This is a genomic window from Cypionkella sp. (assembly GCF_030652235.1).
Classification (GTDB): domain Bacteria; phylum Pseudomonadota; class Alphaproteobacteria; order Rhodobacterales; family Rhodobacteraceae; genus Cypionkella.
In genome coordinates, this window is sequence record NZ_JAUSBA010000052.1 from 1 (window position 1) to 13,578 (window position 13,578).

The 13,578-nt window shown below is 59.7% G+C and carries 15 protein-coding genes; 6 read left to right on the forward strand and 9 right to left on the reverse strand.

Going from position 1 to position 13,578, the window contains the following annotated elements; all coding sequences use genetic code 11:
* Positions 1–137: 137 nt before the first annotated feature.
* The 3 genes from tnpB to Q7V03_RS18660 form a co-directional block, all read right to left on the reverse strand.
* Positions 138–317 carry an IS66 family insertion sequence element accessory protein TnpB gene (gene tnpB / locus Q7V03_RS18650; protein WP_304927104.1) on the reverse strand — a complete coding sequence of 60 codons (180 nt, stop codon included), beginning with the start codon at positions 315–317 and terminating at the stop codon, positions 138–140.
* 110 nt (positions 318–427) lie between these two features.
* Positions 428–580: a hypothetical protein gene (locus Q7V03_RS18655; protein ID WP_304927105.1), complete on the reverse strand. Its 153-nt coding sequence runs from the start codon at positions 578–580 to the stop codon at positions 428–430.
* A gap of 295 nt (positions 581–875) precedes the next feature.
* Positions 876–1,751, reverse strand: coding sequence for a 3-hydroxybutyryl-CoA dehydrogenase (locus tag Q7V03_RS18660; RefSeq protein WP_304927106.1), 876 nt, complete (start codon positions 1,749–1,751; stop codon positions 876–878).
* Positions 1,752–1,913: 162 nt separating this feature from the next.
* On the opposite strand from Q7V03_RS18660, the gene Q7V03_RS18665 reads away from it, so the two are divergent.
* Entirely contained in the window at positions 1,914–2,741 is an 828-nt protein-coding gene (locus tag Q7V03_RS18665) for a DUF6473 family protein (protein WP_304927107.1), read from the forward strand.
* A gap of 45 nt (positions 2,742–2,786) precedes the next feature.
* Here Q7V03_RS18665 and Q7V03_RS18670 read toward each other — a convergent pair whose 3' ends face one another.
* From Q7V03_RS18670 to Q7V03_RS18695, 6 genes are all read right to left on the reverse strand, one after another.
* Positions 2,787–3,713: an electron transfer flavoprotein subunit alpha/FixB family protein gene (locus Q7V03_RS18670; RefSeq protein ID WP_304927108.1), complete on the reverse strand. Its 927-nt coding sequence runs from the start codon at positions 3,711–3,713 to the stop codon at positions 2,787–2,789.
* The gene (locus Q7V03_RS18675; RefSeq protein WP_304927109.1) at positions 3,713–4,474 is read right to left on the reverse strand and encodes an electron transfer flavoprotein subunit beta/FixA family protein; all 762 of its coding nucleotides are present in this window, start codon (positions 4,472–4,474) and stop codon (positions 3,713–3,715) included. The genes Q7V03_RS18670 and Q7V03_RS18675 overlap by 1 nt, the downstream gene beginning before the upstream one ends.
* 117 nt (positions 4,475–4,591) lie before the next feature.
* Positions 4,592–5,164 carry a cob(I)yrinic acid a,c-diamide adenosyltransferase gene (locus Q7V03_RS18680; RefSeq protein ID WP_304927110.1) on the reverse strand — a complete coding sequence of 191 codons (573 nt, stop codon included), beginning with the start codon at positions 5,162–5,164 and terminating at the stop codon, positions 4,592–4,594.
* Positions 5,164–5,373 (reverse strand): twin transmembrane helix small protein, encoded by a 210-nt coding sequence (locus tag Q7V03_RS18685; RefSeq protein WP_304927111.1) that lies wholly within the window; start codon positions 5,371–5,373, stop codon positions 5,164–5,166. The genes Q7V03_RS18680 and Q7V03_RS18685 overlap by 1 nt, the downstream gene beginning before the upstream one ends.
* Positions 5,374–5,439: 66 nt before the next feature.
* Entirely contained in the window at positions 5,440–6,264 is an 825-nt protein-coding gene (locus tag Q7V03_RS18690; protein ID WP_304927112.1) for an SDR family NAD(P)-dependent oxidoreductase, read from the reverse strand.
* A 108-nt stretch (positions 6,265–6,372) separates the two neighbouring features.
* Complete coding sequence (locus Q7V03_RS18695; protein WP_304927113.1) at positions 6,373–6,864, reverse strand: SH3 domain-containing protein; 492 nt, start codon at positions 6,862–6,864, stop codon at positions 6,373–6,375.
* Positions 6,865–7,021: 157 nt separating this feature from the next.
* On the opposite strand from Q7V03_RS18695, the gene Q7V03_RS18700 reads away from it, so the two are divergent.
* The 5 genes from Q7V03_RS18700 (at position 7,022) to Q7V03_RS18720 (ending at position 13,151) form a co-directional block, all read left to right on the forward strand.
* Positions 7,022–9,325, forward strand: a complete 2,304-nt coding sequence (locus Q7V03_RS18700; protein ID WP_304927118.1) for a DNA topoisomerase IV subunit A — start codon at positions 7,022–7,024, stop codon at positions 9,323–9,325.
* 683 nt (positions 9,326–10,008) lie between these two features.
* Positions 10,009–10,254: a DUF4170 domain-containing protein gene (locus Q7V03_RS18705; protein ID WP_304927114.1), complete on the forward strand. Its 246-nt coding sequence runs from the start codon at positions 10,009–10,011 to the stop codon at positions 10,252–10,254.
* A 13-nt stretch (positions 10,255–10,267) separates the two neighbouring features.
* A complete protein-coding gene (locus Q7V03_RS18710; RefSeq protein ID WP_304927115.1) occupies positions 10,268–11,458 on the forward strand; it encodes a 3-deoxy-D-manno-octulosonic acid transferase in 1,191 nt (396 codons plus the stop codon).
* Positions 11,458–12,420, forward strand: coding sequence for a tetraacyldisaccharide 4'-kinase (gene lpxK / locus Q7V03_RS18715; RefSeq protein ID WP_304927116.1), 963 nt, complete (start codon positions 11,458–11,460; stop codon positions 12,418–12,420). Before Q7V03_RS18710 ends, lpxK begins: the two co-directional genes overlap by 1 nt.
* A gap of 110 nt (positions 12,421–12,530) precedes the next feature.
* On the forward strand, positions 12,531–13,151 hold the full coding sequence (locus Q7V03_RS18720; RefSeq protein WP_304927117.1) for a TIGR02466 family protein: 621 nt from the start codon (positions 12,531–12,533) through the stop codon (positions 13,149–13,151).
* Positions 13,152–13,578 lie beyond the last annotated feature (427 nt).

A 13,578-nucleotide genomic window follows, 5' to 3' on the forward strand; every position in this document is an offset into this window, starting at 1 on the left:
CGCCCGCAGCTCCGCCGCCGTCAATTCCTTCCGCGTGACCTCGATTGCCATTCGATCCTCCCTGCCGTCGGAACAAGAGAATCAGAATCTGAACGCTTTGGGAATCCCCTCAGAGTCAGAAACAATGGCCGTTGGTATCAGTCGGAACAAGACTTTGACCGATCCCCGCGTTTGGACCAGAACACCAGCATCACGCCTGCGTTCTGGGCAAAGCTCAACTCGGCTTGCGCCACAGAAGCCAGCCCGTCATGATCGTTGCGGAAATCCACCGGCTTTGGTGCAATCACGATCCGGGGCGCCTGATCCGGGAAGATCACAGAGCCCTCTTCAACACAGTCGCCAATGCAGCCGCATGTTCCGGGCTGCATTCTGAGGCCACATGCAGCACGGTCCCGGCGATCTCGCTCTTGACCACCCCAGCACCCGCCTACACCGCAGCCAGATCGGGCGCGCCCACTGGCTCCACCACAAGCGGCACGAACATTTGCACCCTGTCGCCCGGCAGGACCAGCTTCCCCTTGCGGGAAAGGCAGCGCCATTGCGAAACATGCCACGCGAACAACCCATACTTATCGGCCATACTTATCGGCCGCGTCACAGACCCGCGCCCGCGACCCCAGGCTCTCAGCCACAATGCGGGCCTTGATCTCATCCGGCCACTGACGCCGCCCCGTCGGACCGGCCAAACCTTCGATGCGCGAAACGCCCCTACGGCTGGGAACCTCCATCTGGGGCGCTACAGCAAACCTCCCGCAACCTCAGTTACAGGGCGCCATGCCCGAAATCCCGCTAAGCCGAAACCACGGGGGCCGCCGCAGCGCTTACTTGTAACCCTTTAATCTCGTTATGCAGATATTTTGTCTGCGCGTGGATACTCACCGCGTCGGAACCGGAACCTCGCCGCGATAATCATAAAACCCGCGCTGAGTCTTCCGACCCAACCAGCCCGCCTCGACATATTTCGACAGCAGCGGGCAGGGCCGATATTTCGTATCCCCCAGCCCCTCATGCAGCACATTCATGATCGCCAGGCAGGTGTCGAGGCCGATAAAATCCGCCAATTCCAGCGGCCCCATCGGATGATTGGCCCCCAGTTTCAAGCTTTCATCAATCGACTTCACCGAACCCACGCCCTCATACAGCGTATAAACCGCCTCATTGATCATCGGCATCAAGATACGGTTGACGATGAAAGCCGGGAAATCCTCGGCAGACGCCGCCGTTTTGCCCAGTTTTCCCACGACCGCCAGCAGGGTGTCGTAGGTCGGCTTATCGGTCGCAATGCCCCGGATCAGCTCTACCAGCTGCATCACCGGCACCGGGTTCATAAAGTGAAACCCCATGAACTTCTCAGGCCGATCTGTCCGGCTCGCCAGCCGAGTGATCGAAATTGACGAAGTGTTCGAGGTGAGAATCGTATCTGGCCCCAAATGCGGCAACAGCCCGTCGAAGATTGCGTTCTTGATCGCCTCTTTTTCGGTGGCCGCCTCAATCACCAAATCGAGAGGCCCCAGATCAGCCAACACCGCTGTCGTCTTGATCCGCGCCATCGCAGCGGCCTTATCCTCAGCCGCCAGCTTGCCGCGCGATACCTGCCGCTCCATATTTTTGTCGATGGTGGCAATCGCCTTCCCCAGCATCTCGGGGTTCACGTCGTTCAGCAGCACATCATATCCGGCCATCGCGAACACATGCGCAATCCCATTGCCCATCTGCCCCGCCCCAACGATGCCCACCGACCGGATTTCCATGCAACTACCCCTTTAACCTGCCTCCGGCACAATACGCAGCCAACGCAGGCGGGTGCAACCCTGCGGCGGTTTAGAACAATTCGCCACAAATGCCCGCGTTAGCGATTTGGAAAGGCGATTCGGGCAAAGTCTGTGTTGGGTGTTAAGACGAATGGGTGGGCTATGGCGTATGTGTTTCCCGGCGAGGGGTCGCTGGACTATTTTCCATGCCGATATGGCAGCTCGCGGGTTTTGTTCCGTGGGCCTAAGCGAGATATTGAGCGGGCCTATGTTGCTATTCTGGGCGGAACCGAAACCTATGGTAAGTTTGTGCCGCTGCCATTCCCCGATCTGATTGAGCGGGAACTGGGCTTGCCCGTGGCCAATCTTGGCTGCATGAACGCAGGCCCGGATGTATTCATCAATGAGGTGGCGGTGACCGAGATCGCAGCCCAAGCCTCGGTGACCGTGGTGCAACTGCTCGGCGCGCAAAACCTGTCAAACCGGTATTATGCGGTGCATCCACGCCGCAATGATCGGTTTCTCGGTGCGACGCCTTTGCTGCGGGCGATCTTCCCACGAGTGGATTTCACCGAGTTTAACTTCACCCGGCACATGCTGATGTCGCTGCAAGAGGCTTCGGCAGATCGGTTTGAGGTGGTGGCCGAGGAATTGCGCGCGGCTTGGGTGACCCGGATGAAGCTGCTGCTGTCGCGGTTGGGGCGGCGGGTGATTCTGCTCTGGGTGTCAGATCAAACGCCGACGTCGCCCACCCGCAGGGTTGATTTGTCGCGCAATCCCTTGCTGATCGACAGAGAGATGATCACGGCGATCCGCGCACCCTTAGCCGCCTATGTGCAGGTGGTGATCAGCCACGCAGCGCTATCACAAGGTGTCGATGGCATGGCTTTCGCGCCGATGGAGGCCCCTGCCGCAGCCGGGCTTCCGGGGCCAGCAGCACACCGCGAGGTGGCAGATTTATTGATGCCTGCTATCCATCAGCTTATGTGAAAAAGGGCGCCGCAAGGCGCCCTTTCCAACAAAATCTTGGTTAAGTTACAGCTTTTCGATCAGTTCCGGCACAACAGTAAACAGATCGCCCACCAGACCATAATCCGCCACTTGGAAGATCGGCGCTTCTTCATCCTTGTTGATCGCGACGATGACTTTGCTGTCCTTCATCCCGGCAAGGTGTTGAATAGCCCCCGAAATCCCAACGGCGACGTACAGCCGCGGTGCCACGACTTTACCGGTTTGACCAACCTGCCAATCGTTCGGCGCATAGCCAGAGTCGACCGCCGCGCGCGAAGCGCCCACAGCAGCACCCAGCTTGTCGGCCAGGTTCTCGATCAGATCGAAGCTTTCTTTGCTGCCAACACCACGGCCACCAGAAACCACGATACCAGCCGAGGTCAGTTCCGGGCGATCCGAAGTTGCGGTCTTATCCTCGACCCAAGCCGAAAGCCCAGCCTCACCCGGCCCGCCGATTTTCTCAACAGCCGCCGAACCATTCGACTCAACCGCCGTGAAGGTCGCCGTGCGCACGGTGAAGACCTTTTTCGCATCCACCGATTTCACGGTTTGCACCGCGTTACCGGCGTAGATCGGACGCTCAAAGGTATCGGCGTCAATCACGGCGGTTGCGTCCGAGATCACCATCACGTCCAGCAAAGCCGCCACGCGCGGCAGCACGTTCTTGTTGAACGCGGTGGCCGCGCCACAGATATGGCTATAGCCCCCCGCCAGCGACACCACCAAAGCGGCGGTGGATTCCGCCATGCCATGGCAATAGGCGTGATCATCGGCGAACAACACTTTGGAAACGCCGGACAATTTGGCAGCCTCAGCCGCCGCAGCATCGCCACCCGTGCCTGCGACCAGCACATGCACTTCGCCAAGCGAAGCAATAGCAGCAAGGGTTTTCGCCACGGCATCCGTCGCCAAAGCGCCTTCATTTACATCAGCAATCAGCAGAACGGCCATCAGATTACCCCCGCTTCGTCTTTAAGTTTCGCGATCAGCTCGTCCACCGAGCCCACTTTGACACCAGCCTTGCGGCCCGCAGGTTCCACGGTTTTCACAATGTTCAGGCGCGGGGTGACATCAACGCCGAAATCGGCAGGCGTTTTCAGTGCCATCGGCTTGGCCTTGGCTTTCATGATGTTTGGCAGCGAGGCATAGCGCGGCTCGTTCAAGCGCAGATCGACTGACACGATCGTCGGCATTTTCACCGAAATCGTTTGCAAACCGCCGTCGACTTCACGGGTGACGACGGCTTTATCGCCATCAATCGCCAGTTCAGACACGAAAGTAGCTTGCGACCAGCCGAGCAGTGCCGACAGCATCTGCCCAGTCGCATTCATATCGTTATCAATGGCTTGCTTGCCACACAGCACCAGTCCTGGCGCCTCTTCGCGAACAACAGCCGCCAGCAGCTTGGCCACTGACAGAGGTTCAATATCCGTTTGCACATTGTCGGTGGCTTCAATCAGGATCGCGCGGTCTGCGCCCATCGCCAAAGCGGTGCGCAGGGTTTCCTGCGACTGTTTGACACCGATGGAAACCACGACAACCTCGGTCACAACGCCCTTTTCCTTCAGCCGGATCGCTTCTTCGACAGCGATCTCGTCAAACGGGTTCATCGACATTTTCACATTGGCCAGATCAACCCCGGAACCGTCCGCTTTCACGCGCACTTTCACGTTGTAGTCGATCACACGTTTGACAGGTACAAGAACCTTCATCGCGTATATCTCCGTTCAATGGCCCGAAGGCCGCCCAAGCTCTCGCCGCTGTCATATATGGTTGGTCGCGTCGGCAACAGACCAAAACCGACAGAATTGCGCGGCGCTACGTCGCGTCTAGCGCGTCAGACCCGGCACCCAGAGCACGTCGTCCTTACCGTCATTGTTGGCGATGCGGCCGGCGACAAAAAACCAATCCGACAGGCGGTTGAGGTATTTCACCGCTTCTGGGTTGACCGCTTCCGTTGTGGCCAGTTCCACCACCAGCCGCTCAGCCCGCCGACAAACCGTGCGGCAAAGGTGCATCTGCGCCGCAAGGGCAGACCCACCGGGCAAGATAAAGCTGCGCAGAGGCGTCAGGCGGGCATTCATCACGTCAATTTCGGCCTCTAACCGATCTACCTGCGCCGCGATCATCCGCAAACGCGGGTAGGGGGCGGTCGCGTCGTTCTCCATATCCGGGGTGCACAGATCCGCACCAAGATCGAACAGATCGTTGGAAATCCGCTGCAAGGCAGCGTCCAGATCGCCATTGGAATATTGCCGCGCCAGTCCCACCGTGGCGTTCGTTTCATCCACAGTGCCATAAGCGCTGACCCGGGCCGAGTGCTTCGCCACCCGCGCGCCATTGCCCAAAGCGGTTTCGCCTTTATCGCCGGTCTTGGTGTATATTTTTGACAAAATTACCATCAGTTGCCACCTTTGCTGCGGTAGTAAGCGTAGCCGACGATGATGATCACTGCGCCTGCCTGCGCAATAATTCTATATCGCATCAATCGGTTAGAATGTTTGGCATGAAATTCGCCACCCTTGGCAAAGCTGCCGATGCCGATCATCAGGATGATCAGCACAAGGAAACAGGCAAGCACGCCAAAGATAAAGATCGGGTCGCTGAGCATGGTAGGCTCCTTTCGCTTTGCCAATGATTTAGGCGCAGGCGACGCAAAAGCGAACTGGAAAACGCGTCACCCCTTCGCAATCACCCAATCCAGCAACCGAGTCGACAGAATCCTCCGTGCAAACCCCATCAGATGCGTCGGCGTTGTGACATAATACCGCGCCTTGGGCCGGGCAGATTCCAAAGCTTGGATCAGTTTTTCGGTCACGGCCGAGGCGGGCAGCTCCCAGCGATCCTTTGGGCCAGCCTGATAAAGCCGCCCCCGCAACGTGGCATATTCCGCCGCCCGCGCCGAATTTTGCCAATCAATCCAGCGCTCAAAATGCGGAATGGCCTTTTCGCGGATCGAGGTGCCAATCGGCCCCGGCTCGATCAAAATCACCTTGATTCCGGTGTCGGCCATCTCGATGCGCAAAACATCCGTCAGACCCTCCATCGCGAATTTGGTCGCGACATAAGCCCCGCGCCATTTCAGCGCTACCAGCCCAAGCACCGAGGAGCAGTTGATAATCCGCCCGCTGCCCTGTGCGCGCATCAGCGGGATAACCCGCCGCGTCAGGTCGTGATAGCCAAACAGATTGGTCTCAAAGATCGCGCGCAACGCGCCGCGCGGCAAGTCTTCGACCGCACCGGGGCAGGCGAAAGCGCCGTTGTTGTAAAGCGCGTCCAGCTTGCCCCCAGTGCGCGCAACCACCTCGGCCACCGCAGCCTCGACACTCGCCTCATCAGCGTAATCCAGCACAAAGCTTTCCAACCCCTCGGCGCGCAGACGCTCGCAGTCAGGTTCTTGCCTGCAAGTGGCAAACACCCGCCAGCCCCGCGCCTTCAAGCCGCGCGCGGCGTCCAGCCCGATGCCCGACGAGCATCCCGTGATCAGAATCGTGCGTTCCATGCCTGCCGCCCCTTTTTGGGTTTTCCCCTTCGTAGGGGCTGCGGCAGGTTTCGACAATCGTTCAGTTGAAGACGTGCATTCCGTTCAAGTTTGCCAATCCGTTCAATATCACTCGGTCAGCAAACGTGTGGCGATATAGCCCTCAATGCCGTCGCCCTCGATTCGGATCAGCGACCAGCTGTCCGCGCCTTCGCCTCGCACCACCACCAGCACAGAGTCGCCGCGTGTCAGCCGACCGACCACGACAAAATCCTTGCCGGGGCCAGAGCGCACATTGGCGGATTTCGTATTCACCACCATCAGCACACCCGATTCGACCGCCACAGCTTGTGCGGCCACGGGCGCAGCCGTGGAGTCCGCCACAGCCGAAGTGACCATCAGCGGCGCTTCGGGCACGAAAGCCGCTTCTGTCACAGGTATAACCTCAGAAGCGGCAATCCCTGCGGGCGGATCAGCAACACCCAAAGGGGCATCTGCCACAGGGGCTGCCACAACCCGTGGTTTTTCAACCAAACCAAAGCGCTGCTGACCGCGATCAACGCCGCCGAAATACATCGCAGTAAAAAGCCCAACACAAAGGAAAAAAGTAAGTTTAAACATCGCACAGGTACTCCACGCAAGAGCAGCGGCAATAGCACAAGCCTACGCGTTTTGGGCTGGGAAAAACAGCGATTCTTCCCCCTAAACTGCGCTCTGCATGCCCATGCTTTGCGTTTTCCGGCTGGACCAGCCCTCGGCCCCGCACTACACCACAGCGATGTCTGACGCCGAAAATGATCCCAAGATAGAGCCCATCACCCTTGCCGAGCCTTTGGCCCGCGCGATTGGTGAACGCTATCTGACCTATGCTTTGTCTACTATCATGCACAGGGCCTTGCCCGACGCCCGTGATGGCCTGAAACCGGTTCACCGCCGAATCCTTTATGCTATGCGGGAGTTAAAGCTTTCAGCGACCTCAGCGTTCCGTAAGTCTGCAAAAATATCCGGCGACGTGATGGGAAACTATCACCCCCACGGCGATTCCGCGATTTACGACGCGATGGCGCGCCTCGCGCAAGATTTCAACGTGCGCTATCCGCTGGTCGATGGCCAAGGCAACTTCGGCAACATCGACGGCGATAATCCCGCCGCCAGCCGGTATACCGAAGCCCGCCTGACGGCGATTGCGGAAACCCTGATGGAGGGTCTGACCGAAAACGCCGTCGATTTTCGTCCGAACTACGATGGCACACTGGAAGAACCGGTGGTGATGCCCGCCGCCTTCCCGAATCTGCTGGCGAATGGCTCCAGCGGCATCGCGGTCGGCATGGCCACCAACATCCCGCCGCACAACCTTGAAGAACTGATCCTCGGCTGCCATGCGATGATGGCAGACCCAGAGATCACCGACGAAGCGCTTGTCGAGATCATCCCCGGCCCCGATTTCCCCACCGGCGGCATCATGATTGAGCCCCGCGCGACCATGCTGGAAGCCTACCGCACCGGGCGCGGCAGCTTCCGCACGCGCGCGAAATGGCATATCGAAGACTTGGGCCGTGGCACCTGGCAGATCATCATCACCGAGATCCCCTATCAGGTACCGAAATCCAGGCTGATCGAAAAGCTGGCCGAACTGATCCAGACCAAACGCATCCCCTTGCTGGCCGATGTGCGTGACGAATCCGCCGATGACATCCGCATCGTGCTGGAACCCCGATCGCGCACGGTCGAGGCCGATATGCTGATGGCGGCGTTGTTCAAAACCTCGGACCTAGAGGCGCGGTTCAGTCTGAACATGAACGTGCTGATCGATGGGCGGCAGCCGAAAGTCTGTAGCCTTAAAGAAGTCCTGCGTGCCTTCCTTGACCACCGCCGCGACGTTCTGAAACGCCGCAGTCAGCACCGGATGGAGAAGATCGATCACCGTCTAGAGGTGCTGGAAGGCTTCATCATCACCTTCCTGAACCTTGATCGCGTCATCGACATCATCCGCTATGACAGTGATCCCAAGGCCGCGTTGATGGCCGAAAGCTGGGGCAAGCCGCACAAACGCGCGATGTCCGAGAAAGATTACGTTCCGCCAAAACCCGGCGAGGGCAAGCTGACCGAGGTGCAGACCGAAGCCATCTTGAACATGCGCCTGCGCTCGTTGCGCCGCTTGGAAGAAATGGAACTGATCGCCGAGCGGAATGCCTTGATGGCTGAACGGGCTGGATTGGTGGACCTTCTGGAAAGCGACGCGTTGCAATGGACCCAAATCGGTGTCGAGCTTGACGATATCCGCAAGAAATTCGGCAAGGACACCGTTCTGGGCAAACGCCGCACCGCTTTTGCCGAGGCGGGCGATGTCGAGGAAGTGTCCTTTGAGGCAATGATCGAACGCGAACCAATCACCGTGGTCTGCTCGCAAATGGGTTGGATCAGGGCGCTGAAGGGCCATGTCGATCTGGCCACCGAGCAAAAATTCAAAGACGGCGACACCGCCCGCTTTGCCTTCCACGCCGAAACCACCGATAAAATCTTGCTGATCGGCGCAAATGGCCGCTTTTATACGCTGATCGGTGTAAATCTTCCCGGTGGGCGCGGCATGGGCGAACCGGTGCGGTTGATGGTTGATCTGCCGAACGATTCCGAAATCGTCGATCTGCAAATCTTCCGCCCGGGTGAAAAGCTGCTGGTGGCCTCGACCGCCGGGGATGGCTTTGTCGTAGCCTCAGGCGAAGTGCTGGCGCAGACCCGCGCGGGTAAACAAGTGCTGTCCTTGGGCGCAGGCGTCAAAACCGCGATCTGCCGCAAGGTTGTCGGCGATCATGTCGCCGTCGTCGGCGATAACCGCAAGGTGCTGGTGTTCCCGCTGACCGAACTGCCCGAGATGGCCAAGGGCAAAGGCGTGCGGCTGCAAAAATACAAAGACGGCGGGCTGTCTGATGCCACCACCTTTGTTCTGGCGGCGGGCTTGGCGTGGAAAGATCCTGCAGGGCGGACCCGCACCGAGACGGATCTGGCAGAGTGGCAAGCCGCCCGTGCCACAGCGGGCCGCATGGCACCCCGCGGCTTCCCAAGGGACAATCGCTTCAATTAACGGCGTGTATACCACATATAGAGCCTGCACACCTGAGAAGCACAACTCCCTCCCAGCTGGGAAGATGCCAAACGCAAGTCAGTCCCGCGCGACTGCTTTTGGCACGATCAAAGCACCCTGCGAAGCAATCACCTGCGCCGCCAAATCCGCCCCCTGCCGCAGACACTCCGCCAGCCCAAGCCACAGCATCCGTCAAAATCGCCAAAGTGATCCCCGAAAACACCACCAGCTCCGCGGCTGAAACCCCTCTCGCCAAAGCTCCCGGATCATCCGCCAACCGCCGTGCGGCGGAACTGTCGCGCCAATAGCTGAAACTGCGCTCGCCATTTTCCAACGAAATCAAATACAGGCCAACGCTTAACCCCTCGCGCCGCGTCCCATGCGAAACGCCCACCCCCGACGCCAGCATAAATACCAACATCTGCCCCGACAGCGCATCGGGCAAACACCGCCGCAAATACCAAGCAGTATAAATGTATCTCCGGCAAAGCCCTGCCGCAGCAGGCCATACCCGTCAGGCGACAACTCCACCATACATTCGCCCGTCGTCACAACCCGCATCGCATCCCCCATCTACACTGCAGAATGACTGTCCCGCCCAGCACCCGCAAGTGCGCCAAGGCTTGAACCGCGCCCGCGCAACCGCTACCCTGCGCGGCGGTGCAGCAATCAGGAATTTGAGCATGGCGCAGCGTCTTCATCTTGTGTTTGGCGGCGAGCTTGTCAGCCCGCAAAAGAACATCTTCAAGGATGTCAGCCAGATTCACATCGTCGGGATGTATCCCGATTATGCCAGCGCCTTTTCGGCTTGGAAGGCCGAGGCGCAGCGCACGGTCGACAATGCGCATATGCGCTATTTTATCGCGCATATTCACCGGTTGCGCGAAGAAGGTGTGCCCGGATCGATGACCGAGGAGATGGGCGCGTAAGCGACCGATTTCTATGGCACTATCCCTAGGCCGCACGCTTTACAATCTAACCGGACGTCGCGCTGTTGGCCCTGATATCGCGCGGCCGGCCCGTCCGCCGGGTGATCTGATCTGGCTGCATGCGGCAGAGGTCGGCTGCTCGCGCGGGTTGCGGCAACTGGCGTTGCGGCTGGTGGAAGAATTGGGCGTCACGGTCTTGTTGACCTGCCCGGAAGCGGTGCCGCTGACCGCGAACATGCTGCATCAGCAGCCGCCTTTCGACACACCCGCCGAGGCCCACGCGTTTCTGTCGCATTGGGCCCCGGCTTTGGTGATTATGGCGGAAGGTGAATTGCGCCCTGCGCTGCTGTTTGAGGCGGCGCAAAAGCACCTGCCTGTGATCATGGTAGACGCCCGCGCGCCTGTTTTGATGAAGGGGCGCGAGGGCTGGTATCCGGGGCTGATGCGGGCGGCGCTGCAATCTTTCGCGCAAGTGTTGGCGGTGGATGAGGCTGCGGCGCGGGCATTCCGACGCGCCGGGGCGGCTGAAGTTGCGGTGGCGGGACGGATGGAGGAGCCTTCGGCGGCGCTGTCTTACCACGAGCCGGAGCGCGCGATGTTGGCCGGGCTGTTGGCGACGCGCCCGGTGTGGCTGGCGGTGGATGTGCCTGCGGCAGAAGAAGCTGCGGTGATCGCGGCGCATCGCTCGGCGTTAAGGTTGGCGCATCGGCTGCTGTTGATCTTGGTGCCGCAGGATGCGTCGCGGGCGGCGGAACTGGTCGCTTTCATGGAGACATCAGAGGGCTGGACTGTGGCGCAGCGCAGTCTGGATCAGGAGCCCGATGCGGAAACCGAGATTTATATTCCTGATTCCGCTGCAGAATATGGGCTGTGGTATCGCTTGGCTCCGGTCAGCTATATGGGCGGGTCTTTGCTGGGCGAGGGCTGTGCGCGCAATCCGATGGAGCCTGCGGCTTTGGGATCGGCGATTGTCTATGGGCCAAGGCCGGGGGGATATGGCTCGGTTTTCGGTCGATTGGGGGCGGCGCAGGCGGCGCGAGCCGTTGGCTCGGCCGGGGATTTGGGCGACGCTTTAAGCGATCTGCTGGCACCGGATCGGGCGGCGCGACTGGCACAAGCGGCATGGGCTTTGGCCTCGGATGGGGTTGAGGTGACGGATCGGGTGGTCGCATTCGCGCGCGGTGTGCTGGATGGGGCAAGCTGATGCGCGCGCCGGGGTTTTGGTCTTATCCGCCGGAAAGGCCGGGCATTTGGGCGCGGGTTTTGGCTCCGTTGGGGTGGATTTATGCTGCCGCGACAGCGCGGCGGTTGCTTGGGGTGGGGTATAACGCCCGCGTGCCCGTGATTTGCATCGGCAATATCAACGCGGGCGGGACTGGGAAAACGCCGACGGCGATCGCTTTGGTCGAGCGGTTGGTGGCGCGGGGGGGCCGCGTGGCGGTGGTCAGCCGTGGGCATGGCGGGTCTTTGGCGGGGCCGGTGCAAGTGGATGCCTCGCGGCACCGGGCGGATCAGGTCGGGGACGAGCCGCTGTTGCTGGCGGCGTTTTGTAAGGTTTGGGTCGCGAAAGATCGCGCGGTTGGGGTGCGGGCGGCTGAGGCGTCGGGGGTTGACGTGGTGTTGCTGGACGATGGGTTTCAGAATCCGTCGGTGCTGAAGGATCTGTCGATCGTAGTGGTCGATGCGGCGGTGGGCTTTGGCAACGGGCGGTGTTTGCCTGCGGGGCCGTTGCGGGAGCCGGTTTCGGTCGGGTTGGCGCGGGCGGATTTTGTGCTGGCGATTGGGGATGCGGGGTTTGAGGTTCCGGGCGTGCCCTTGCTGCGCGGGCGGCTGGAGGTGCTTCAGATGGGGATGGGCTGGGCGGGCGAGCGGGTGCTGGCTTTCGCGGGCATCGGGCGGCCCGAGAAGTTCTTCGCGACCCTGCGGGCCGAGGGCGCGGAGGTGGTCCGGGGCGAGGCTTTGGACGATCATCAGCCGCTTTCAGAGGCGTTGCTGACCCGGTTGGAGATCGAGGCTTTCGCGAAGGGGGCGCAGTTGGTGACGACGGAGAAGGATGCGGTCAGGCTGCCGGAAGCATTTCGGGTGCGGGTTTTGACTTTGCCGGTGCGGCTGCGGATTAAGGATTGGGCACCGCTCGATGCGGCGTTTGATCGGTTGGGGCTTTGACTGGTCCCGAGTTGGGACCAGTTTTGGATTGTGGAAAATCAAAGGGTTAGCGGCGGACTTTTAAGGTTTGTTAACCTTTGACGCCGCGTGATCGCACAGGAGACTAGACCATGTCGAACATTGAATCGCTTTTTGTGACCCGGTTGTATCGCGCAGCTTTGGCCGAACAGGGCAAGCCGATTGATCTGGAGGAGTTGGAAAACTCTTGCCTCGCCATCGCCGAGGATGATGAGGCGGGGCAGAATTGGTGCGAAAAGCACGGCTATCCGGGCTATACCAGCTATGCCTCGCTGGACGATCTGCCGTGGCGGTTCCCGATTTTCAAAGCCTTGGTCAAGGTATTGGACAAGCATGTTGAGGGTTTTGTTAAGGACGTGCAGTTTGATCTTGGGAGTAAGAAGATCAAACTGGATTCGTTGTGGATCAATATCTTGCCGCAGGGCGGGGTGCACAGCTCACACATCCATCCGCATAGCGTGATCTCGGGGACATGTTATGTGACGATGCCGAAGGGGACTTCGGCGATCAAGTTTGAAGACCCTCGGCTGCCGATGATGATGGCGGCCCCGCCGCGTAAAGGGAAGGTGCGGGATGAGCTGCGGACCTTTGTGTATCGCGCGCCGGACGCGGGCGAGGTGCTGTTGTGGGAAAGCTGGCTGCGCCATGAAGTGCCGATGAATATGGCGGATGAAGATCGGATCAGTGTGAGTTTCAATTACGGGTGGGGGTGAGGGGGGAACTCTGATTTACGCGCTTGGAAAGGTGCGTGAATCACGCACCCTACTCTTCTACTTTGTCGCGCAAGTGTGGGGCGAGATTTAAACCGCCCTACACTTGTTGTATGTAGTTATTCAGTCATGATTTTGTCACAATAGCCGCAGCCGTCACCGCAATTATTTTCATACGCTTGCTTGACGAGATCCGTAAATTCCCGAGCTTCTAACTCCTGAGCCCAAGGAATCGGACCGTTGCCACCGCGATTCCGGTCAGCCATCACGTTGCGCCAGAAGTCTCCCTCTAGCAGGCCGCTGAAATAGTCTGGGAACTGGAACGGTTTTCCTTCGGCTGGATTGGTGAGCCTGTTGTCCGGCCCTTCGGCGCGAACGGCCGTCGTGTGTGTTGCCGATTTTCGGCGTTATGCCCTCAGCAACCTGGGCA

Excerpts from the sequence above, each read along its gene's own strand:
- Q7V03_RS18720 (WP_304927117.1), top strand. The coding sequence starts at position 12,531 with ATGTCGAACATTGAATCGCTTTTTGTGACCCGGTTGTATCGCGCAGCT.
- Q7V03_RS18690 (WP_304927112.1), bottom strand. The coding sequence starts at position 6,264 with ATGGAACGCACGATTCTGATCACGGGATGCTCGTCGGGCATCGGGCTG.
- Q7V03_RS18675 (WP_304927109.1), bottom strand. The coding sequence starts at position 4,474 with ATGAAGGTTCTTGTACCTGTCAAACGTGTGATCGACTACAACGTGAAA.
- Q7V03_RS18705 (WP_304927114.1), top strand. The coding sequence starts at position 10,009 with ATGGCGCAGCGTCTTCATCTTGTGTTTGGCGGCGAGCTTGTCAGCCCG.
- lpxK (WP_304927116.1), top strand. The coding sequence starts at position 11,458 with ATGCGCGCGCCGGGGTTTTGGTCTTATCCGCCGGAAAGGCCGGGCATT.
- Q7V03_RS18680 (WP_304927110.1), bottom strand. The coding sequence starts at position 5,164 with ATGGTAATTTTGTCAAAAATATACACCAAGACCGGCGATAAAGGCGAA.
- Q7V03_RS18665 (WP_304927107.1), top strand. The coding sequence starts at position 1,914 with ATGGCGTATGTGTTTCCCGGCGAGGGGTCGCTGGACTATTTTCCATGC.
- Q7V03_RS18655 (WP_304927105.1), bottom strand. The coding sequence starts at position 580 with ATGGCCGATAAGTATGGGTTGTTCGCGTGGCATGTTTCGCAATGGCGC.
- Q7V03_RS18660 (WP_304927106.1), bottom strand. The coding sequence starts at position 1,751 with ATGGAAATCCGGTCGGTGGGCATCGTTGGGGCGGGGCAGATGGGCAAT.
- Q7V03_RS18685 (WP_304927111.1), bottom strand. The coding sequence starts at position 5,373 with ATGCTCAGCGACCCGATCTTTATCTTTGGCGTGCTTGCCTGTTTCCTT.
- Q7V03_RS18700 (WP_304927118.1), top strand. The coding sequence starts at position 7,022 with ATGTCTGACGCCGAAAATGATCCCAAGATAGAGCCCATCACCCTTGCC.
- Q7V03_RS18710 (WP_304927115.1), top strand. The coding sequence starts at position 10,268 with ATGGCACTATCCCTAGGCCGCACGCTTTACAATCTAACCGGACGTCGC.
- Q7V03_RS18695 (WP_304927113.1), bottom strand. The coding sequence starts at position 6,864 with ATGTTTAAACTTACTTTTTTCCTTTGTGTTGGGCTTTTTACTGCGATG.
- Q7V03_RS18670 (WP_304927108.1), bottom strand. The coding sequence starts at position 3,713 with ATGGCCGTTCTGCTGATTGCTGATGTAAATGAAGGCGCTTTGGCGACG.